Raw genomic sequence first — 20,411 nt, 5'->3', positions numbered from 1 at the left:
ATAGCCGTCGGACGATCATCAGCGGGTGCGGACAGTTCCCAAAAAGTCTTTCTCAATCCGGTGTGATCGCCACTTGTATGCAACCGTTAGATGATCTTACCATCGTAGACCTCACTCAGTCGATAGCCGGTCCGGTCTGTACGCAGTTACTCGGGGAGATGGGCGCGAACGTGATCAAGGTCGAACCGCCGTCGGGCGACAATTTCCGGAATCTGATGGGCGGAAGCATGTTTACCCCGTTCAATCACGGCAAGGAAAGCGTTTGCGTCGATATGAAAACCGAGGAGGGACACGCGATTGTCACAGAACTGGTCGGCGAAGCCGATATCGTCGTGGAGAGTTTCCGTCCAGGGGTCCTCGAAAAGTACGATCTCGATTACGAGTCGGTGCGTGAGCGAAACGAAGACGTCATCTACTGTTCGCTCTCGGGGTTCGGCCGAACCGGGCCCTATAGTTCGTATCCCGGATACGATCCGTGCGTCCAGGCGATCTCGGGCCTGATGGCGACCACGGGCTATCTCGACCGGCCCCCGGTCCGGATACGTGCGAGTCTGATCGATTGCGGAACGGGTGCGAATGCCGCGTACGCGATTCTGGCTGCCGTTCGCCAGCGGGACCGGGGCGGATCGGGCACCGAAATCGACATTTCGCTGTTCGACGTCGCCGTGTCGTGGATGTCCTATTGGATCTCGCGGTACGACCGGACCGGAGAGCTGCCCGAACGCGCAGGCGGACAGGGGATTGGCAGCGCGCCCAACGGCGTCTTCGAAACCGGAGACGGGTACGTCTACCTCGCAACGCTCTCGGAAGCGATGTACGAGCGCCTCTGTCACTTCCTCGGCCGTGAAGACCTGCTCGAGGACGAGCGCTTCGAGACGATCGACGACAGGCTCGAGCACCGCGATGTCCTCAAGGACGAGTTCACAACCGAGTTCGAGTCGTACGACCAGATCGAACTCGAAAAGGGACTCATGGACGCCGGCGTCCCGACCGGCGCAGTACGGACGGTCGGCGACATCGTGGACACGGATCCCCACGTCGCCGACCGATCGATGCTCGTCGATTCGTACAATCCGGAAGCCGACGAAGACGTCGTCACCCCCGCGCTGCCGTTCAGGTTTCGTTCGGCGATCCACGACGGAACGTTCTCCTCCCGACCGCCGAAAAAAGGAGAGCACACGGTCGACATCCTCGAGACGCTCTCGTACACCGAGCGTGAAATCGTGGACCTGTTCGAACAGGACGTTGTCTTCGCCGAAGGATGACCGAGAGTCTGGTCGACAACAGCGATAGTAGGCAGCAGAAATAATTACTCACTCTTGGTATAGAGTGAGGAAGAGCAGTATCGATCGCTGTTGTGAATTCAGACCGTGTATCACAGAATCGATTGCGAAGCGCTGAGTGGAACTGTCCACGGTATTCCTCGACCGGACGTGGTGCGGTGAACGCGCCGGTAACGTGACAAATGCGAGGTCGTCATGAGCCGCGGGTCCGTGACAGCCGACGCTTGTAAGTACGGTGCACCGTCCAGAACCACGGTTGAATCATCTTCAGAATCAGATCAAAGTTGAGAGAGGAGTCGAGCCTTGTCCTCGGTAATCATGGCCGAAAGACACGTCCCGTCGCCGCTCCAGAGAACTTTACGGATAAACGTGTAGATTCTACACGACAGATAACCCGAATCCCGACTCTCTGGGCGATTCGTGAACAGTTCTTTCGAATATTTGCTAATATTTCTTATTTATCCTCTCCAAATAGGGCGTATATTAGCAACGGCCGACTCGGGCGACTCGAGACCGACGAGAGATCGGTCATCGCTGAACGTCGTACCGCTCGGCTAGTTCTGTCTGCGCACGACCGATTTTGAATTCCATTGCTGTGAATAACCGCTGTGTCGGCTTCTTTCTCTCCAGGCTGTCGAGAGCGTCTTGCAATTTATCGACAGGAACCTCGACGAGATGATCACTACAGTCAACGACAATAAGTGAGTAGAAAATTCTAACGGATGCTACAGATGGTGAAGGGGGGGGGGGTCCTCCTCCTCGAGCGATGGCACTCAGAGATCCATAGCCATCGACGAGACTCACTGTCGGAGAAATCGTGTATCTCGGTCAGTCCATGCGGAACTGCAACGGCTGGACCGCTCGTGACGGGAGACGTTATAAGCGATCAGGTTGACTATCACAATCATGGATGCGATAGAACGCGTTTCGATTTCGACACCGTTCGGCGTCGGCCCGGTGAACTGTTACCTCATTCTCAAAAACGGCCTGACTGTCATAGACCCCGGACCGGCGACCACCGAAGCCCACGAGGAACTAGACCGTGCGCTCGCCGGTCTCGACCGCAGCATCGATGACATCGATCGGATACTTATCACCCATCCACATATGGATCACTTCGGGCTCGTCGACCAACTCGCCGAGGAATCGGGCGCATCCGTATTCGCGCATGAGGATGCCGTCGAGCGCTTGTCGGATCCCATCGGACACTTCGAAGCGGAACGGGCGTATTTCCGACCCTTCTTGCTGTCGATGGGGATGCCGACGGACACGGTCGAGACAGTACTCGAACTGCCGGAACCGTACACCGATTACCAGGATCCGGTCACGGTCACCCACGAAATAGCAGACGGAGACGTCATCGACGTCGGGATCGATCTGGAGTGTATTTCTACCCCGGGCCACTCCCCCGGTTCGATCTGTTACCTCGCGGCGTCCGAAGATATCATGTTCACCGGCGATCACGTCCTTCCCGACATCACGCCGAACCCGCTACTCACGCTCGTCCCCGGCTCTGATGACGAGCGAACGCGGAGTTTGCCGACCTATCTCGAGTCGCTCCGGAAGCTACTCGATCGGGAGGGAGCGGTGGGGTACGGTGGCCACGGCGAACCGATCCTCGCCCTTCAGGACCGGGCGAGAGAGACGATCGCCCACCATCAAGATCGGAAAGAACGGATCTTCGAACTCGTAGCCGACCGTGAGCCGACGACAGCGTATCGGATTACGAGGGAGATGTTTCCGAACCTTCCGGCGACTGAAATGTTCTCCGGCATGTCGGAGGTGATCGGCCACTTCGACCTTCTGGAGGACGAGAATCGCGTTGTAATCAGCGAAAGAGATGGTGTCAAACGGTACGAAGTTGGCACACAAGAGCGCGAGTAAGTTCCCGTCTCACGCCGTAGTCCCGGAAATTTCCCTACGGACGGTTCGCTCGGATATTACGAATCGACCGACTGGGGATCGAGCGCCTGCATCACATCGTCGACGTAGTCGTCGATATCCTCAGCTGCTACGGGGGTGCCGTGAATGGGGGCGACGTACGTCACGTCGAGGATGTCGAACAGCATCTCGAAGGCGTCTCCGAGCTTTTCACGGTCGAGGAAATCGACGAACGGTAGCTTGTCCATGTAGAAATCGTCGATGTGCTCCGTGGGGATGCCGCCCTCCATCTCGGCGGACATTTGCCCGCAGCTCTCGGCGTCGTGGTAGTGTCCGAACGCCTCCGCCGTGAACAGGACGCCCGACTCGTGGTCGTAAGCCCACTGAGAAACCGTTACGTCGGTGAGCAACGGATGAATGCAGGTGAACGGCCGGCCGGCGAATTCGACCGGCTGGTTCAACTGGCGGACTTCGGCGTCCGGCAGGCCGACGACCTCGGGAAACCGCCCCGTAGCGGCGATAGTCTCGGTTTCTCCCCATTCGTCCTCGAACGCGGGGACATTCTCAGTGTGGGGAAGCGTCGAGTGGGTGAGCAATACCACGTCGGGCCCGGCACCGTCAGTGAGACGGTTCACCTCGCTGACGATCTCCTCGCGGTAGTGGCTCGACCCCGAGTCGACGAGGATCGTGTCCGTTCCATCCCGGAGCAGGTACTCGGACATGTGAAGGTGGCGGCCATCGTCCGGATGACAGTTCCTAATCCAGTGAACGTCGTCAACGAGTTCTCTCGCCATCGTCACACCTCCGTCGGCGGCCGCAGAATGTACTCGAGTTTGCTCTGCATGTTCTCGTGCTCACCCTCCTCGGAGAGGTATGCCGCCGCCTCGGTGAACAGATCCATGTACTGGCCGGGATTCTCGGTCGTTACCATCCCGTGGGCCGGCGCAACGATGTCGGGATCGAACCGTTCCCTCACGTCTGCGACGCCCTTCTCGATCGCCTCGACATCCGAGAAGCGGAGCCAGGGAAATGCAAGCGCGTGAAACCGGAATACCTGTTCAACCGTGACTTCGCGGTCGAGTTCGTGCACGTATGATACGCAGTTCGAACTCTGGTGGAGAAAGCCCATCCAATCGACGGTGAACAGCGTGTTCGTGGTGTGCTCGGTCATCCACAGCGTGAACGAGTGGTCGGCCACAACGGGCCTGTGAAACTCGACGGTATACCCGCCGAGATCGACGGTGTCGCCGTCACCGATGTATCGGATCTCGTTCGCCAGTTCGGAGACATCCTCCGGAGTGTCAGTCGCAATGTGGTACAGCTCGTGCTCAGTTCCGTGGCCGGTGCCGTGTCCCGCCGCTTCGCCAGGAACGAGCAGTGTCGCCTCCGGGTACGCCTCGAGAATGGTGAACGTGTTGCCCGCGTGGTTGGCCTCCGGATGGGAGATGACGAGGTAGTCGAGGTCATCGCCGTCGAGCAAGTTCTCAAGCAGATCGACCACCTGGTCACCGTTCGGCTGGGTTAATGTGTCGAACAGCAGGCTCTGCTCTCCGTCAAGCAGATAGGCATTCTGGCAGCCGTGAACTTCCTCGTCGGCGTCGATCCACTTCGACATGTCGAACCGGTCGAGTTCACTCAGGGTGCCCAGCGGCAGGCACTCCTGAGTCCAGTAGAACCCGTCCTTGATCTCCCGATACTTCGGGTTGGATACTGTCTGTGCCATGGTCTGCGCTTGTATGGTACGCGGACAGACATAAATTGGATGGGTGATTCACTGGTCCCCGAACGTCTCGATGAGGTGTCGGTGCGAGCGATCGAACGGACCATTTCCATAATAGAGGGCGCACAGTCGAGAACATGTCGAACCGTACCGAGCACGTCAAACTCGACTCGATGATCACTCGAGGATACCGCTGACTCATCGTTGTCCCCACAGAGCTTCACAACGGTTCGTTTCCGTCGAGGATTCGGGACGCGCGTTCAGCGAGATCCGGCACTCGGTTTTCCATCCTGGAGTACGACTCGTCGTCGGCGTTCCCCTCGAGATAGCGGCGGTACATCATCTCACAGGCGCTGGCCATCTTGAAAACACCGAACGTCCGATAGAACCGCTGTTGTTCGAACTCCCTCCCGGTGGCAGTTTCGTAGCGTTCGACGAGTTCCCGTCGCGTCGGATACCCGTCGCGAGTGAGGAACTGCGGGAGGGCTGAACTCCCGTATTCTGGGTCACCTTCGTCGGGCCAATAGACCAACAGCCAGCCCAGGTCCATCGCCGGATCCCCTCGAGTACAGAGTTCCCAGTCGAAGACGGCGGTGAGTTCCGGTGGCGTTTCCGGGCCGAACATGACGTTATCGGGCTTGTAGTCTCCATGAACGAGCGTATGATCGTATTCGTCCGGGACGTTCGCGGCAAGCCAATCGGCGACGTCCCAGAGTAACGGAATCGATCGCTCCGTTTCCGTGCGTTCGAATGCCCACTCTAATTGCGAAGTCCACCGATCGACCTGCCGTTCGGTGTACCCATCCGGATGGCCCAGGTCATCGAGACCGACCGTTGCCGTATCGACGGTATGGATCGCAGCGATCGTTTCGATGAACCGTTCCGACAGGGCCCGGCGGTACTGAGGTGTCGCGAACCGTTCCGGTTCATCTCTGAGGACGGTACCCTGGCACCGCTCCATCAGGTAGAAGTCCGCGCCGATAACGGAGTGATCGTCACAACTCGCCACTGTTCGAGGGACCGGAATGTCGGTCTCCTGAAGCGCGTCCAGGATTCGGTATTCCCTGTGCACATCGTGTGCGGATTCAGCCGTCGCTCCAGCGGGTGGTCGACGGAGGACGAGATCGTAGTCACCCCAGTCGAGAAAGAGCGTCTCGTTGGATTTTCCCTCGCGATGATAGTCGATGTCGAATTTATCTGCAGAACCTAGTGTCGTTTCGAGATACCGTTGCAGTGCAGGTTCATCGATCAGCCGGTCGAAGTAGTTCGGGTTCGTCATGGGAGACAACGTCTATACTACTCTGTAGACAAATGACCTTATAGGGCTAGGGATGATCCCGAAGCCGATTCCCAGCGGTGAAATCACGGTGTTACGGCAACCGACCGTCGGCCAATACCAGTTGCCGTACTATGGTGCCTGCTGTGCGTTGCCAGTCGTACTCACTGGTCCAGTTCGAGAGAACGTTCTCCATGGAACGATATCGACTGAGTCGGCCGATGCTGAGTCGCGGAACTCGACATACTCGTCCGCGTAGTCGGGACGAGTATCACCGGCAAAGAGCGTATCGTCCGGCAGTATCGGTTCTTCGTGAATCCCATCGACGATATGCGTCGCCTGATCGTCGAAGAGGAGAAAATCGGCATCGGAGTCCTCGGGGACGTAGCGGACCTCGTCGGTTACTTCGCCGACGAAACGGTCTATCCGGTCGCGATGGTCCATCCGGAATCCGCCGGTGTACGCCGTTCTACACGGTCACATTCCAACCGATCGCTCAGAGTTGAGGGGCCTAATAAACTGGGAGGTAGTTTCTAATGTTTACGTTGCGATCGGTTTCGATGAAATAGTCGAGCTCAGCCACCGAATCGAGCGCCCGCACCTGAGTGAGCAGGTCGTCGATTTTCGCGTTCGACTCTGCGGTGGCGATTCCGTACAGATCGATAGTTCCGAATCCGTCGGCAACGAACCAGAAGTCCATGTTCGCCATCGCCTCGAAGACTTCCTGTTTCGAGTTCGCCTTGTCGATGGTCTCGATCGTGATCAGAACGATCTCCCAGCTATTGCGTTCCGGACGCGGAAGAAAGAAGCTCGTCATATTCTCGAGCAGCGACGTGACGCGTCGGCGGACCCCTTCGCTGCTCATATCGATGTCGTAGTTCGCCAATTCGTCCGCGATATCGGCGTACGGGCTTCGCGGATCGTTCGCCAGTATTTCCAGAATCCGTCTATCGATCTCGTCTATCTCGAGAACATCGTCTTTGTCGTGGCTTGGCATATTCTGGTACTGCATCTACTAACTATTAAAATCTCTTTATATTGTTGCTGGGCAGTGACACCGAAACCGACTCTGTGCGGCGAAGCACTATGCAGTGTCGACCCGCCCTGAGACCGGTATAACACCGATAACTGCCAACGGCTACCACCGGTCCCGGACCGAAGATCCGACGGCTCCCGGCCGTCAATATCGGGACAGCCGAGGACCGCTCGAGTCTAAACTTCGAGATTGTTTACTCCCTGCCGAACACGGGGAACGATGACATCAACGAGCGGGACGGCTCGTCGATCGTTCCCGATCCTCACGAGAGATTCTCTTTGAGGATTTTACCGGTCGGATTGCGCGGCAATTCCTCGTAGAATTCCACCTCGCGAGGCTTCTTGAAATCAGCGATGCGACTCCCAACGTAGTCCATGACTACCTCGGAAGTCATCGATTCGCCGTCGTGGAGGACCACCGCAGCCTTCACGCGTTCCGTCCACTCCTCGTCCGGAACGCCGACGACGGCCGCCTCCGAGATGCTCTCGTGTTCGTGAAGTACTTCCTCGATCTCGGCGGGATAGATATTCTCACCGCCCGAGACGATCATGTCGTCGTACCGGCCGACGAAGTAGAGGAATCCGTCCTCGTCCCGGCGGACGAGATCCGAGGAAACGAAGTATCCCTCGTCGTCGAAGACCTCGTCAGTCTTCTCCGGCATTCCGAGGTACTCCCTGAACGCGGTCGGACCGCGATACGCGATTCGACCGACCTCGCCGGGTTCCACTTCCTCTCTGTCCGCATCGACGACTTTGACCGTCACATTGGTGATCGGCTTTCCGATGCTGTCCGGCTTCTCGAGTGCGTTTTCGGGATCGAGCAGACAGGTGACTGGGGCCATCTCCGTCTGTCCAAACACCTCATAGAGGTTCGCGTCGAACGCGTCGATGATTTCTTCTTTGAGTTCCTTTCCGGAGGGTGCAGCGCCGGTCATGTAGTGCTCGAACGAGTCGATATCGTAGTCGTCGAACCCGTCAGCGTCGAGCAGTGCACGGCTCATCATGGGCACGAAGAACGATCCGGTGATGTCCTCGGCGTCGATGACCTCCATTACGCGATCCGGATTGAAATCGTTCATCAGATACGTCGTCGATCCGCAGTAGAACGTGTTGTTGAACAACGCGACCGCCGCGATGTGAAACAGCGGCGTCACTACGAGAAAGCGGTCCTCGTTCTCCTCGAAGTTACAGCTATACACCGTGTTCACGGAGTTCTGCAAGATATTGTCATGCGTGAGCACGCACCCCTTCGGTTTCCCCGTCGTTCCGCTCGTGTACATGAGGGCCGCGTCGTCGAGTCGGTCCGGGACGATGTCGATTCGGTCGGTAGAAGTGTCCTCGAGGATGGCGTCGAAGCCGTCAGCGAAGTCGGGAACGTCCGAGCCGAGGTACAGATACTCGTCGATTTCCGTCTCGTCCCGCGTAGCGACCGTGGAGATTGTTTCTCGCGCCTCCTCATCGAAGAGACAGAACGATGCACTGCTGTCCCGGAGGACGTACCCGACTTCTTCGTCCTTGAATCGGTGGTTAATCGGTACCGGCAGTGCGCCGAGTTTCATTGCTGCGTAGTACGTCTGGATCGTTTCGGGGTGGTTCTGCATGTAGACCGCGATGCGGTCCCCCTTCGAGAGGCCGCGGTCCGCGAGCGCTCGCCCGATCTGGTTCACCCGATTGTCGAACTCCCGGAACGTAATCTCGTCTCGCGTCCCGCCGGTGAGCGACACGAGACAGTTGCCGTTCGAATACTTCCGTGCGTTCGTCTCTGTCACGTTACCGAGGGTCAACCCGTTCATGGTCGTCTCCTCTTGCGAGTAGCGTTATAGTGTTTTTCACTGATCTGCTGTCCATGAACCCGTTCCGTCGACCGAGCCGGGATCAGCCGATCGATCCGACGCTGGCACTGCTCCGGTATTGAATAGCTAGCCAGCACGAGTCTTGGCAGTTATATTGTGACATTGCGGGCCGCTGATAACGTACTTAGGTCGTTATATATTTGGAAGAGAGCCCACGTTCCGTGTCCAAACAAATCGACTTCCTGTTTGTGACAAAGTGCCATTGATGAGCCGAAGTACCATGGAACTGGGGCAGTATGACAGCGGTCGCTCGAACGCAGCGTTCGCGAGGAGTATGCGGATGACGCCACGATGAGATCAGCTAGAGACGCGCACTGACGACGGTTCTTCGCCAACCGTAACTCGATAGTATCCCGTGAATTTTACGATGTCGTATGGTTCGAGCGCAGCACCTACCGTATCGGGGACTAGAACAGTCATCCCGTCGGTCCTGACCAAACGGGGCAGGTGATTTTTTGCGGACTCGCAGAGTTCGTCGTAGTGATGGATGCGCGAGTCGCACGGAATTCGATCGACAGGCGTGAGGGTGACGGCCTTCACAGTCATGAGTATCCATTCCATGGTGACTCCTCCACGTGTTTGAATTTTTCCTCCCATAAGTGACTACTAGGGGGCTATGACGGTTCGAACGCGATCGTTTGACGGGACGCGCTCCGCGTGATCGTGCGCCCATTTCTCAGATGTCAATACTCCCGTTGCTTGCTCCTCTGTGATAGGGAGGTTTATAGTAGCCACTGAAACGATTTACACACTGATCGCAACGTAGTCATGCGATTAGATGTGCAGTGACTTTCAGTGGCTACTATAGCTGTACTCAAATCGGGTCGTCGCTGATCAGGAGTCCGTCGGAGGGCGATACCGAGCCCGAATCTAGTCGCACGCCGGTGACTGCACCGACCGGCGGCATGTTTGCCTGCTGAAACGGGACTCACAGCGAGAAGATGACACAGTGCGCCGAATCGAACCAGGGCTCTTCGGTACGATTCCCGCCGGGAAAGGAACCGGAGCGGGACGCGAAACCGCAGTGGCACCGTTGTCCGCTCGGTGGCGGGACCATTCGACCGCTGCCGAAGCGGCGGGCAGGTCCGCGGTCCGGTCCAAGGGCTGCCACTTCATGACAGCTTTCCCATGCCAATGGCGATATTTATATGTGTATTCGGACTAATGAGCTGTGTACGCATGGCACAATCAGCGAAGACTGGTTCCGGCGTTTCGTTCGGGACCGACGAAGAGACGGAACTCATCCTCCAGAGTCTTGACGAGTTCGTCGAACAAGAAGTAAAGCCGATCGCGGACGATCTCGGCGAGACACTCACCAATCCCCGGCTCGGACACGAACCGGACGGCCGACTGACCGATGAGGTGCTCGAGGCGAAAGCCAAAGTGCGACGAAAGAGCGCGGAAGCCGGCTTCTACGCGATGAACATGCCCGAGGAGGTCGGGGGCGAAGATGTCTCGGCTGTCACGTGGTATCGGGCGAACAAACACATCGCAACCAAAGCGGTGCCGCTGGCGTCGGATGTTCTAGCCGGTCCTGGCGGACCGAAGCCGCTGCTCGCGCAGGCGGAAGGATCACAGATCGAACGCTACCTCGAGCCGACGATGCGCGCGGAGAAGACGACCGCGTTCGGCCAGACGGAGCCGGGGGTAGGATCGGATTCGCCGAACATGGAGACGCGAGCCGAGAAGGACGGCGACGAGTGGGTGCTCAATGGCACCAAACAGTGGATCACGAACGCCCCGTACGCCGACTTCATCCAGGTGTTCGCCCGGACGACGTCGCAGGAGGAGGCCGGCCGGTACGACGGCATCACGTGTTTCATCGTCGAGGAGGACGAGTACGAGATCGGATCCCTGAACAACGCCGTCGGTGCGACCGGCATTCAGGCCGAAGTCCACTTCGACGACGTCCGACTGCCGGCGGATCGTGTCCTCGGGAGCGTCGACAACGCGTTCTACGATGCGATGTCGTTCCTCGGACTCGGTCGCATCGAGATCGGTGCGACGGCGGTCGGCCACGCGGAGTGGCTGCTCGATACAGCCACCGAGTACGCGAACGAACGCGAGGCGTTCGGCGAGCACATTGGCCGGTATCAGGCGGTCTCGCACAAGATCGCACGGGGCCGAGCGAATGCGATGGCTGCCGACACCGTCGGCCTCAAGTGCGCCTGGCTGCTCGATCAGGGAGAGACCGCGATCGCCGAGTCGTCGATTCTTAAGTGGTTCGCGACCAACGCCTTCTGGGAGATTGCTGACGATGTCGTCCAGATTCACGGCGCCAACGGTCTCTCCGAGGAGAACCCCTTCATGGATCGCCTTCATCGCGCCCGCATCCAGCGAATCGTCGAGGGAACCGACGAGATCCAACTCAATACCATCGCGAAGCAGTACGGCGTGGAAACGTAGACCGGACCGAGCGCTCGAGCACATCAGTCCGTTTCACGGCTACCGACTGCGAGCGGAATAGCGTCACCGCGTGCCGTGTCGACGACGGCGTCGCGGACGGCGTCCGTCGACTCTAAGATACGTTAGCGCACCTCGAGATGATACCGGTTCGAACTGGTGTTCCAGGCTACGGACCGGTACACGATCGGTACGGGGCGTGTCTCGGACGGTCCGTCACCGGGTTGGAAGTCACACTCGATCGAGTCGTATCGGATCGACCGACGGCCGTTCGGATCACGAAGGACGGAGCGGGTACAGAACGGCGGAGCAGTCATCTCTCTACGGACACCGAACTCGTCGAATACCTCGAGGACAACGGGGGCGGCCGGCGTGTTCTTGAGGACGGCATTCGGTGCTACGAAGATGGCTGATCGACTCGGTGACCGTCCCGACCCCTGATCGCCGAAGCCAACTGCTCCACAGGGCCACCGGGATCGACGGGTCTGCGTTACTGCCCGTATGTGACGGGGACGGCTCCCGTCCGACTGGGCCCGCGGTTACGGCGCGAGCGTGGTCATCGTCTCGCGTACCTCTTCGGGACCGGCACCCCGTGGGAACGAGACGTTGATCGCATCGACACCGTCCATATCGAGGAACTGTTCGAACTGGTCTCGCGCTTCCTCGGGCGTTCCCGCGGCGCCCATTTGATCGCGCAACTGCTCTTTCACGATGGCCGTCGCCTGCCCTTTCTCACCCTCTTGCCACGTCTCGTAGATCTCGTGGGCGACGTCTTCGTACCCCTGTCGAGCGAGGTTGTCCCGGTAGAACGTCCCCATGCCGCCGATGTAGAAAGCGATGTGCTGGGCGACGAGATCCCGAGCTCGCTCCCCGTCTTCGAGGGCACAACAACCGACGGACAGGGTGACGCGAACGTCATCGAGCGTTTTGTCGCCCAATTCGGCGCCGCGACGAAGGTCCTCGAGACGCTCCGCGAGCCCGTCTCGAGTGTAGTTGACCGAGTGCCAGCCGTCGGCGAACCGGCCGGCGAGTTCGACGGCCTTCGGGCCGAGTCCCGCCGCATCGATGGGGGGCTCGGGGTCGGGAGCGTCACAGCGCAGTCGGAAACCGTCGAGGGAGAAGTATTCGCCGTCGTAGGAGACGACCTCCCCGGAGACGACTTGCCGGGCGATTTCGATTGTTTCGCGTGTTCGGCGGAGCGGATTGCCGAACTCCTCTCCGTGCCAGTTCTCGATGACGATCGGACCGCTGGGGCCGACCCCGAGCCGGAACCGACCGCCGCTGACTTCTTGCAGGGTGGCCGCGGTCTGACCGAGTAGTGCCGGCGATCTAGAATAGATGTTGGCGATACTCGTTCCGATACCGATCGAGTCGGTTCGTTCCGCGGTGATTGCCATCGCTGTGACGGCGTCTCGCCCCCACGTTTCCGGAAACCACACGCGATCGTACCCCAGTTCCTCGGCGTGAACTGCCTGTTCGACGAGGTCATTGAGTGTTGGCTGTGCTCCGACCGGGAGAAACACGTCCCTGTCAGTCATGCATGGGCCTAGTGCGTTCATCGGTAATAAAGCTGAGTTTTAGGCCGACCGCACCGATAGTGAGTCAACGTATTCGCCGTCGGGAACCGCAGTCGGAGTCATGTCGGTCTTGCGGAACGGATCAGTGATGAGTGCAGCGGCACCGGTAACCGGCCGGCGCTTGCGGACCCACGGCGTGAACGCCGCGGTGACCGTCGGAATCACCGTCGAGACCCGGATTCTCAGTCTAGTCACCCGTTCTGTTTCGCGATGGTGTTCAGCTGCTGTTCGTCGGTCCCCTCGACGATTCGACGGAGACGCGCGTAGTTCAGGTGATCCATGAGCCCGTAGTCCTCGCTGAGACCGTTCCCACTGTGAATCTGGACGATTGCATCGGCGGCGGTCCAATATGTCTGGGTCGAAAACCAGTTGAAAATAGAGCTGTCCTCGACGACCGGTTGTGCCCGATCCATCTTCCAGGCACAGCGAAGCCCTGCGGAGTGGTCCGGGCGAACACCTGGATGAAGTCGGTGTACGGGGCGTTCACGATCCACTGTTTCTGTCCGTTGAGTACCCACTCGTCACCGTCTTTCCCCGCCGTCATTTGCATCGCGAGTGAGTCCGATCCCTCGGTCGGTTCGGTTTGCGCGAACGCCGTCGACTTCCGTCCCTCTACGACGGGCTCGACGTACTTTTCGCGCTGTTCGTCAACGGCGAGCAATAGAAGCGGTTTCGGACCTTCGGGACCCGCCAGAACGTGCTGGTTCAGTCCACGTCCCTTCGAGAAGACGTGTGTGATCGCACGGTACCAAGTGACGAACGAGACGTCGGATCCGCCGATGTCTTCGGGCATGTTCATCTCGTAGAAGCTCGCGTCGACGGACTTCCGTTGGACCGCTTCGATCACCTCGAGATCATGGATTATGCGAATCGCTGCAGTTCGAAACGCCGACCGCCGCCGATCCAGAGGCTGCTCAGACGTTAGCCCGGTGGCGCTTGGCCGCCATCCGTGGCAGACTGAACTCGGGGAAAGCGGTCCCGTTACCGGGAGGAACCCCTCCGCGAAAGCCACCGTGCTATAGGTACTGATTTTCCACAACAGAGATGGCGGTAGCGGCCGATGTCGGGCCCTGTTAAATAACGGACTTAGTTTGTTATTTTCTATCCGAGTCGATATCAGGTCGTGTTCACTCAAACGAGACTGTTAGTATTCGTGCCCAAATTAGCATAATTAATAATGTATATCGAGAATCGCCGTCGGAAGTGGGGCCGCGTTGCCGTGAGGTCGAGCCGATAGACGTGACGTTGCCCAGTTCGCTTTCTGAGTCTCGGCCGAAGTTATTACTGGTTTTATCGTAACAACACAGGTATGGTGTCACGTGACACAGCAACGGTTGAACCGACAATTGGCGGCGCACTCGAAGGGGGACACGCACCATGCTAGACCTCGAGGAGACGTTCGTGTACGACGCGGTGACGCATTCGTACAACATGGCCCCGTCGAACTACCGCAACGAACAGCACGCTGAGGGGATCACCGAGATGCTCTACGGAAACGTGTCGGGCGTCGTCGCCGACGAGTACACCCTCACCCCCGAGGGGTTCGTACGGGACTGGGGTGTCGAGGAGACGGCGACTATGCTGTTCGAAGAGAGTTACACGGACATGGCGACGTTCCATCCGGTGCCGATGTACGCTTTCCACGACGGACTGGTCGCCAACGACAAGGCGGGCGCGGTCGTGGACCGGTGGCCCGACCGGTTCCGGTCGTTTGCCTGCGTGGACCCGCTTCGAGACGGGTGGGAGGATGAACTCGAGGCCCAGGCCGAGGACTTCGATCCGATCGGCGTCAAACTGTACCCGTCCCACTGGAGCGAGGACCACCACGAGGGCTGGAGTATGGGCGACCCGGAGGTCGCGTTCCCAGTCTTCGAGAAGGCACATGACCTCGGCATCGAAACCGTCGCCATCCACAAGGCCATCCCATTCGGGCCCGTTCCGCGGAGCCCGTATCACCCCGGGGATGTCGACGAGGCGGCAGCGAGCTTCCCGGACCTCACGTTCAGTATCGTCCACGGTGGCTACTCGTTCACCGAGGAGACGGCCTGGCAGCTCGCTCGCTTCCCGAACGTCTACGTGAACCTCGAGGGGCTGCCGGCGATCCTGCTCGGTAACGAACGGCGGTTCGGCGAGTTGCTCGCCGAACTGATCAGCTTCCTCGGCGAGGACGGCTTCGACCGGCTGTTCTGGAGTTCGGGAGCGATGTCCGTCCACCCGCGGCCGCAACTCGAGGCATTTCGCGACTTCGAGTTCGCCGAAGCGGTCCGCAAGAACACTAGTATGATGGGCGAACTCCCCCAGATCACCGACGATCACAAGCGGAAGATCCTCGGGGAGAACTACGCGGACCTGATCGGTCTCGACGTCGACGAGGCCCGCGCTCGTATCGCGGACGACGAGTTCAGCAGCGCGCGGTCGAACGGGGAACTCGCAGAACCGTACTCGACGACGGACGCCGAGGTGGCCTGATGACTGCCCTTGAGCGTCGGATCCGCGAGCGACTGGACGAGGTCGTCGATCCGTGTAGCGCGGCCAACGGAACAGATCTCAGTATTATCGAGATGGGACTCCTCGACGGGATCGACGTCAATGAGGGTCACGTTACCGTCTCGATGCGACTCACGTCGCCCTTCTGCATGCAACTGCCCTACTTCGTCGAAGAGGTCGACGAGCGGGTCAGTGCCATCGACGGGGTGGTATCCGTCACACTCGAGACCGACGAGGGAGTCGACTGGCACACGGGGATGATGACCGAGGAGGCACGGAAACGGCGTCGGGAACGAAAAGCTGCCCGCGAAGCGGCGTACTTCGACGACCCTACTGAAGACGTCAGCGCCGACGATTAACGGGCGCGGGGCGGGACCGTCCGTCCCGTCCAGAGCGGTTCCGCGTTTGGAATCCCGAACGAGGAACGGACGAGAAACGGGTCGTGTGGCCTCTCCTATATCGGTCTCGAGGACAAGAGTGGCCGGGATAGCCCGGCCTGACACGGGATGTCGTGTGCAGGGGCTTTGACAGTGGTTTGGTAGCTGTAAAGCCTCAATTTTCCCTGCATTGTAGGAACACGAGAGCGATCATCATAAGTGTGTTGTATGTTATCGTTGGAACGCATACTATTCTCAGTGAATAGATCGTTTCATTTAGGGTCGGTCCGCGTCGCCATCGCCGACATCCGGGCCGAAACGGGGTTGACGATCGATCGTCGTCGGATGTATCCGGCGCCGACCTTCATCGCGCGACCGGTCACGTACGAGGCGTTCTATAGTAGCCACTGAAAGTCAATACACACCTGATCGCATGACGGTGATTCGATCAGTATGTAAATCGTTTCAGTGGCTACTATAGCTGGCCAGGAACGCGACGCAGGACGCGACATCGACTGGGTCGGCACAGCGGCCGAACGCCGTCTGTCGACGCACAACCGCTTGCTCCGATTCGGTGTACCACTTGTCGGTTATCACCGTGTCGACTACGCCTGGACGGACCGTGCCTCGCCGATGCCGGCGTTGCTGAACAGGGCGTCCATCCCGCCGCCGTTATTCGCCTCGATCCGCTCGACGGTCTCCTCGCCCCCGTCAGCGTCGATATCGGTACCGGCGATGTCGACGCCCGCCTCGGCGAACCGGTCTGCCGTCGCGCGTCCGAGACTCGATACGTTGCCCGTAATGACTGCAGTCTCGTCTAGTAACCTGCGCATCGACTCCAGAGATGCGAGTCTGCCACAGGAAAGCACGGGTGCATCCCAGACCGTCGCCCCCATCTCGAGCCCGATCGCGTCGTCCCACGGGGTAGCGCCGGACGTATCACGCGGGATAGTTTTATACGGTTTACCGAAGCAATCCGTACTGTGAGACCATATGACACAGGAGAGTAGCGTCGACGACGAACTGGCAAGGGACCTCCTCGAGGAGATGCTCCGCATCGACGTCTTCGAGGAGGAGACGAAAGAGCGGTTCGGAGAGGGAGAGATCCCAGGATTCGTACACCTCAGTGGCGGCCACGAAGGATCGCACGTCGGGATGGGTGCAGCAATGGGTGACGACGACTGGCTGGCCGTCGGTGGGGCCCGCCTGATCGGCCAGTACATCGCAAAGGGCGTGCCGCTCCCGGAGATCATGGCGGAACTGTTCGGCCGCGTCGGGGGATCGAACAAGGGCCACGGTGGGCAGATGCACGTCTCCGACATCGATCGGCGGCTGTACGGTCACGCCGCGACGATCGGCTCCGGGCAGAACCCCGCCGTCGGGCTCGGGCTCGCAGAGCAGATGAAAGGCACCGACAACGTGGCGGTGACGACCATCGGCGACGGCGGAACGAGCCGCGGCTCGTTCCATACGGCGCTCGTCTTCGCCGCGTACTGGGACCTGCCCGTCGTGTTCGTCATCGAGAACAACGAGTGGGCCATCTCGACGCCCGCCGAATCGCTGTCGCCGGACCACCTCTCGGACTACGGCGTCCCGCACAACATGCCGACCGAGAGCATCGACGGGAGCGATGTCGAGGAAGTGTACCACACGGTCTCCGAGGCGATCGAACGCGCCCGCAACGGCGGGGGACCGACGGTCATCGAGAGCCGCGTCGTCCGCCTCGTCCCCCACTTCGAAGGGGACAAAGAGACCTACCGCGACGAGGAGGCCTACGAACGGGCCAAAGAGGAGAAAGACCCCATCGAGAACTATCGGGAGCGGCTGCTCGAGAACGGCGTTATCACCGAGGACGAAATCGCAGACATGGTCGCGAACATCGAGGCGGAAGTCGAGGAGGCCGTCGCGTTCGCTCGCGAGAGCCCGGAGCCCGAGCCGGAAGCGGCCTACGACCACGTCTACAAGACCCCTCTCTACGGACAGGGTGACCGATCATGACGCGAGAGATCACGTACATTCAGGCGATCGCGGAGGCGATAGACGAGGAACTGCAACGGGACGAGGACGTCATCCTGTTCGGCGAGGACGTCGAGGAGTTCGGCGGCAACTTCGGTGAGACGGAGGGGTTGTACGAGAAACACGGTCGCGACCGCGTGCGGAACACGCCGCTGTCCGAGATCGGGATCGCGGGGATGGCCCTCGGTGCCGCCGTCGGCGGGATTCGGCCGGTCGCGGAACTGCAATTCGCTGACTTCGCGGCGACGGCCGGCGACGAAGTCTTCAACCAGATCCCGAAGCAGCCCTACGTCAGCGGCGGCCAGATCGAGGCGCCGCTCACCATCTTCGCCCCGTCCGGGGCCGGGATCGGTGCGGGCGCGCAGCACTCGCAGTCCGTCCACTCCTGGCTCGGGAACGTCCCGGGCTGGGTCGTCGTCACCGCGACGACGCCGTACGACGCGAAGGGACTGTTCAAGAGCGCCATCCGGGACGACAACCCTGTCTTCTTCCTGCCACACAAGATGCTGAGCGAGACGAAAGGCGAGGTCCCCGACGAGGAATACACGCTTCCGCTCGGGGAGGCCGCAGTCGAGGAGGAGGGAGCGGACGTCACCGTCGTCGCGACCCAGCTCATGTTCCACCGCGCGAAGGAAGCCGCGGCCCAGGTCGACGCCGACATCGAAATCGTCAACCCCCGGACGTTCGCCCCGCTCGACACGGAGACCATTGCCGAGAGCGTCCGGAAGACGGGGCGACTCGTCGTCGTCGACGAGACCGTTGAGCGATACGGAACGCAGGGTCACATCGCCAACGAAATCGTCGAGAACGACTTCTTCAGCCTCGACGCGCCGCCGAAGACCATCGGGGTGAAGGACATCCCGATTCCGCTGAGCCCGCCGCTCGAGCAGGAGGCCCTGCCCTCCGCGGACCGCATCGTCGACGGGATCGAATCGCTCTTCTAGCCGTTCGCCGTTTTCACCGCCGCCGTCCGGGACGGCTCGAAACGCGGCGGTGACGCCTCGACCGTCGGGTGAGAATTTAAATAGAAGGGTGAACCATGGTAGCAAACATGGTAGACGTAGTACGGATCCCGAAGCTCGGACTGAGTGACTACGGCGACCTCGTCGCCTGGGAAGTCGATATCGGCGAGCCTGTCGAGGCGGGGGATGTCGTCGCCGTCCTCGAGTCCGAGAAGGCCAGCGCCGAAATCGAAGCGCCGGCGAGCGGGGTCTTGCTCGCGCAGTACGTCGAGCAGGGCGAGGAAATCGCCATCGAGGTCGGGAAACCGCTCGCGGTGATCGGCGAGGAAGGGGAGTCGGCGCCGTCGCTGGCGGCACTCGAGGACGGCGGGGGCGACGACCGGTCGTCGAACGCGGACGGGTCGGCGACCGCATCGGGCGACGGCACCGCCGGCGGGGAAGCGGCCAACGGCGGCGCGGCGTCCGCGGACGTCAAGGCGACGCCGCGAGCGAAGCGCCGCGCCAACGAGGCGGACGTCGACCTGGCGGGAATCGACGGAACGGGCCCCCAGGGGGCGGTCACCGAGAGCGATGTCGAGGCCCACCTCGAGAGCGGCGAGGGAGCACCGGTGGGTGACGACGACGAGTCCGACGCCGGGTCGACGACGGACGGGAAGGCGACGCCGCGAGCGAAGCGCCGCGCGGAGGAAGACGGAATCGAGCTGTCGAGGGTCGACGGGACGGGCCCGCAGGGGGCGATCACCGAGGACGACGTGGCCGCGTTCGCGAGCGGTGGCGGTGACGACGGGACCGACGCGGCGGCGGCCGCGAGTGGCGAGTCGACCGATGACCGGCTCACCGTGACGGACTCGCGGGAACTCACCGGCACGCGGAAAACGATCGCAGAGCGCCTGAGCGAGAGCGCGCGAGAGAAACCCCACGTTATGGGGACGCGCGACATCGGCATCGAACGGCTCGAGGAGGTCCGGGACCGCCTCGTCGAGGAGCGAGACGTCGATGTCTCCCTGAACGACCTCGTCCTCCACTTCGTCGGCCGAACGCTCGAGGACCTCCCCGAGTTCAACGCCCACTTCGAGGACGGGGAACACCGACTCATCGACGAGGTCAACGTCGGCTACGCGGTCGACAGCGAGAAGGGGCTCGTGGTGCCGGTGATCGACGACGTGCCGAACCGCGACCTCGAGGACCTGGCGTCGGAACGGCACAGGCTCGTCGAGGCGGTTCTCGAGAACGAACACGCGCCGTCGGATCTTCAGGGTGGGACGTTCACCGTCACCAACGTCGGCGTCTTCGACATGGACGTCTCCTACTCGATCATCAACCCGCCGCAGGTCGCGATCCTCGCGCTCGGTCGCCGCAAGCCGATTCCCGTCGAGCGCGACGGCGATGTCGGGTTCGAGCGGGGGATGACGTTCAGCCTCACGATCGATCACCGCGTTCTCGACGGCGCGGATTCGGGCGCGTTCCTCGATTGCCTCGCAGAATACCTCGAGTACCCCGGCCGGGCGTTCGACGCCGTGTAGCACGCAGGCGCGGGAACG

At 60.5% G+C, this 20,411-nt stretch carries 19 protein-coding genes and 2 pseudogenes; 8 read left to right on the top strand and 13 right to left on the bottom strand.

What is annotated here, in order from left to right; all coding sequences use genetic code 11:
• Positions 1–77 precede the first annotated feature (77 nt).
• Positions 78–1,265, top strand: coding sequence for a CaiB/BaiF CoA transferase family protein (locus CP556_RS17480; protein ID WP_098726774.1), 1,188 nt, complete (start codon positions 78–80; stop codon positions 1,263–1,265).
• A 37-nt stretch (positions 1,266–1,302) separates the two neighbouring features.
• On the opposite strand, the pseudogene CP556_RS27570 reads toward CP556_RS17480, so the two are convergent.
• A pseudogene (locus tag CP556_RS27570) lies at positions 1,303–1,552 on the bottom strand (transposase); the annotation flags it as partial.
• Positions 1,553–2,189: 637 nt separating this feature from the next.
• Between CP556_RS27570 and CP556_RS17470 the strand changes: the two are divergent.
• The gene (locus CP556_RS17470) at positions 2,190–3,167 is read left to right on the top strand and encodes an MBL fold metallo-hydrolase (protein ID WP_098726773.1); all 978 of its coding nucleotides are present in this window, start codon (positions 2,190–2,192) and stop codon (positions 3,165–3,167) included.
• Positions 3,168–3,223: 56 nt separating this feature from the next.
• On the opposite strand, the gene CP556_RS17465 is transcribed toward CP556_RS17470, so the two are convergent.
• From CP556_RS17465 to CP556_RS27565, 7 genes are all read right to left on the bottom strand, one after another.
• Positions 3,224–3,958 (bottom strand): MBL fold metallo-hydrolase, encoded by a 735-nt coding sequence (locus CP556_RS17465; protein WP_098726772.1) that lies wholly within the window; start codon positions 3,956–3,958, stop codon positions 3,224–3,226.
• Positions 3,959–3,960: 2 nt separating this feature from the next.
• On the bottom strand, positions 3,961–4,887 hold the full coding sequence (locus tag CP556_RS17460; RefSeq protein WP_098726771.1) for an MBL fold metallo-hydrolase: 927 nt from the start codon (positions 4,885–4,887) through the stop codon (positions 3,961–3,963).
• A 217-nt stretch (positions 4,888–5,104) separates the two neighbouring features.
• Positions 5,105–6,163, bottom strand: coding sequence for a phosphotransferase family protein (locus CP556_RS17455; protein ID WP_098726770.1), 1,059 nt, complete (start codon positions 6,161–6,163; stop codon positions 5,105–5,107).
• Between the two features lie 129 nt (positions 6,164–6,292).
• Positions 6,293–6,604 carry a hypothetical protein gene (locus CP556_RS17450; RefSeq protein ID WP_098726769.1) on the bottom strand — a complete coding sequence of 104 codons (312 nt, stop codon included), beginning with the start codon at positions 6,602–6,604 and terminating at the stop codon, positions 6,293–6,295.
• 67 nt (positions 6,605–6,671) lie between these two features.
• The gene (locus tag CP556_RS17445) at positions 6,672–7,157 is read right to left on the bottom strand and encodes an Lrp/AsnC family transcriptional regulator (protein ID WP_176548228.1); all 486 of its coding nucleotides are present in this window, start codon (positions 7,155–7,157) and stop codon (positions 6,672–6,674) included.
• A gap of 301 nt (positions 7,158–7,458) precedes the next feature.
• On the bottom strand, positions 7,459–8,988 hold the full coding sequence (locus CP556_RS17440) for an AMP-binding protein (protein WP_098726767.1): 1,530 nt from the start codon (positions 8,986–8,988) through the stop codon (positions 7,459–7,461).
• Between the two features lie 357 nt (positions 8,989–9,345).
• Positions 9,346–9,594, bottom strand: coding sequence for a DUF7979 domain-containing protein (locus CP556_RS27565; protein ID WP_486187782.1), 249 nt, complete (start codon positions 9,592–9,594; stop codon positions 9,346–9,348).
• 633 nt (positions 9,595–10,227) lie between these two features.
• Between CP556_RS27565 and CP556_RS17435 the strand changes: the two genes are divergently transcribed.
• Positions 10,228–11,454, top strand: a complete 1,227-nt coding sequence (locus CP556_RS17435) for an acyl-CoA dehydrogenase family protein (protein ID WP_098726766.1) — start codon at positions 10,228–10,230, stop codon at positions 11,452–11,454.
• A gap of 536 nt (positions 11,455–11,990) precedes the next feature.
• Here CP556_RS17435 and CP556_RS17425 read toward each other — a convergent pair.
• The 4 genes and pseudogenes from CP556_RS17425 to CP556_RS27170 form a co-directional block, all read right to left on the bottom strand.
• Positions 11,991–12,989 (bottom strand): TIGR04024 family LLM class F420-dependent oxidoreductase, encoded by a 999-nt coding sequence (locus CP556_RS17425; protein WP_098726764.1) that lies wholly within the window; start codon positions 12,987–12,989, stop codon positions 11,991–11,993.
• 39 nt (positions 12,990–13,028) lie between these two features.
• A complete protein-coding gene (locus CP556_RS17420) occupies positions 13,029–13,223 on the bottom strand; it encodes a hypothetical protein (protein ID WP_098726763.1) in 195 nt (64 codons plus the stop codon).
• Complete coding sequence (locus CP556_RS27175) at positions 13,220–13,441, bottom strand: acyl-CoA dehydrogenase family protein (protein ID WP_343124883.1); 222 nt, start codon at positions 13,439–13,441, stop codon at positions 13,220–13,222. The genes CP556_RS17420 and CP556_RS27175 overlap by 4 nt, the downstream gene beginning before the upstream one ends.
• An 83-nt stretch (positions 13,442–13,524) precedes the next feature.
• Positions 13,525–13,572 (bottom strand): annotated as a pseudogene (locus CP556_RS27170) (hypothetical protein); the annotation flags it as partial.
• 833 nt (positions 13,573–14,405) lie between these two features.
• On the opposite strand from CP556_RS27170, the gene CP556_RS17410 reads away from it, so the two are divergent.
• A complete protein-coding gene (locus CP556_RS17410) occupies positions 14,406–15,497 on the top strand; it encodes an amidohydrolase family protein (RefSeq protein WP_098726762.1) in 1,092 nt (363 codons plus the stop codon).
• The gene (locus CP556_RS17405) at positions 15,497–15,874 is read left to right on the top strand and encodes a metal-sulfur cluster assembly factor (RefSeq protein ID WP_098726761.1); all 378 of its coding nucleotides are present in this window, start codon (positions 15,497–15,499) and stop codon (positions 15,872–15,874) included. Before CP556_RS17410 ends, CP556_RS17405 begins: the two co-directional genes overlap by 1 nt.
• Before the next feature lie 623 nt (positions 15,875–16,497).
• Here the strand turns inward: CP556_RS17405 and CP556_RS17400 are convergent.
• The gene (locus CP556_RS17400) at positions 16,498–16,725 is read right to left on the bottom strand and encodes an SDR family NAD(P)-dependent oxidoreductase (protein WP_141551705.1); all 228 of its coding nucleotides are present in this window, start codon (positions 16,723–16,725) and stop codon (positions 16,498–16,500) included.
• Between the two features lie 160 nt (positions 16,726–16,885).
• Between CP556_RS17400 and CP556_RS17395 the strand changes: the two genes are divergently transcribed.
• From CP556_RS17395 to CP556_RS17385, 3 genes are all read left to right on the top strand, one after another.
• A complete protein-coding gene (locus tag CP556_RS17395) occupies positions 16,886–17,890 on the top strand; it encodes a thiamine pyrophosphate-dependent dehydrogenase E1 component subunit alpha (RefSeq protein WP_098726759.1) in 1,005 nt (334 codons plus the stop codon).
• Positions 17,887–18,852, top strand: a complete 966-nt coding sequence (locus tag CP556_RS17390) for an alpha-ketoacid dehydrogenase subunit beta (RefSeq protein ID WP_098726758.1) — start codon at positions 17,887–17,889, stop codon at positions 18,850–18,852. Before CP556_RS17395 ends, CP556_RS17390 begins: the two co-directional genes overlap by 4 nt.
• A 107-nt stretch (positions 18,853–18,959) precedes the next feature.
• Positions 18,960–20,393, top strand: coding sequence for a dihydrolipoamide acetyltransferase family protein (locus CP556_RS17385; protein WP_176548227.1), 1,434 nt, complete (start codon positions 18,960–18,962; stop codon positions 20,391–20,393).
• Positions 20,394–20,411 lie beyond the last annotated feature (18 nt).

Source organism: Natrinema sp. CBA1119 (genome assembly GCF_002572525.1).
Taxonomy (GTDB): domain Archaea; phylum Halobacteriota; class Halobacteria; order Halobacteriales; family Natrialbaceae; genus Natrinema.
This window is presented reverse-complemented; position numbering and strand designations above follow the sequence as displayed.

Coding starts and splice junctions, on each gene's coding strand:
- CP556_RS17480 (WP_098726774.1), top strand. CDS start 78: ATGCAACCGTTAGATGATCTTACCATCGTAGACCTCACTCAGTCGATA.
- CP556_RS17470 (WP_098726773.1), top strand. CDS start 2,190: ATGGATGCGATAGAACGCGTTTCGATTTCGACACCGTTCGGCGTCGGC.
- CP556_RS17465 (WP_098726772.1), bottom strand. CDS start 3,958: ATGGCGAGAGAACTCGTTGACGACGTTCACTGGATTAGGAACTGTCAT.
- CP556_RS17460 (WP_098726771.1), bottom strand. CDS start 4,887: ATGGCACAGACAGTATCCAACCCGAAGTATCGGGAGATCAAGGACGGG.
- CP556_RS17455 (WP_098726770.1), bottom strand. CDS start 6,163: ATGACGAACCCGAACTACTTCGACCGGCTGATCGATGAACCTGCACTG.
- CP556_RS17450 (WP_098726769.1), bottom strand. CDS start 6,604: ATGGACCATCGCGACCGGATAGACCGTTTCGTCGGCGAAGTAACCGAC.
- CP556_RS17445 (WP_176548228.1), bottom strand. CDS start 7,157: ATGCCAAGCCACGACAAAGACGATGTTCTCGAGATAGACGAGATCGAT.
- CP556_RS17440 (WP_098726767.1), bottom strand. CDS start 8,988: ATGAACGGGTTGACCCTCGGTAACGTGACAGAGACGAACGCACGGAAG.
- CP556_RS27565 (WP_486187782.1), bottom strand. CDS start 9,594: ATGACTGTGAAGGCCGTCACCCTCACGCCTGTCGATCGAATTCCGTGC.
- CP556_RS17435 (WP_098726766.1), top strand. CDS start 10,228: ATGGCACAATCAGCGAAGACTGGTTCCGGCGTTTCGTTCGGGACCGAC.
- CP556_RS17425 (WP_098726764.1), bottom strand. CDS start 12,989: ATGACTGACAGGGACGTGTTTCTCCCGGTCGGAGCACAGCCAACACTC.
- CP556_RS27175 (WP_343124883.1), bottom strand. CDS start 13,441: ATGGATCGGGCACAACCGGTCGTCGAGGACAGCTCTATTTTCAACTGG.
- CP556_RS17410 (WP_098726762.1), top strand. CDS start 14,406: ATGCTAGACCTCGAGGAGACGTTCGTGTACGACGCGGTGACGCATTCG.
- CP556_RS17405 (WP_098726761.1), top strand. CDS start 15,497: ATGACTGCCCTTGAGCGTCGGATCCGCGAGCGACTGGACGAGGTCGTC.
- CP556_RS17400 (WP_141551705.1), bottom strand. CDS start 16,725: ATGCGCAGGTTACTAGACGAGACTGCAGTCATTACGGGCAACGTATCG.
- CP556_RS17395 (WP_098726759.1), top strand. CDS start 16,886: ATGACACAGGAGAGTAGCGTCGACGACGAACTGGCAAGGGACCTCCTC.
- CP556_RS17390 (WP_098726758.1), top strand. CDS start 17,887: ATGACGCGAGAGATCACGTACATTCAGGCGATCGCGGAGGCGATAGAC.
- CP556_RS17385 (WP_176548227.1), top strand. CDS start 18,960: ATGGTAGACGTAGTACGGATCCCGAAGCTCGGACTGAGTGACTACGGC.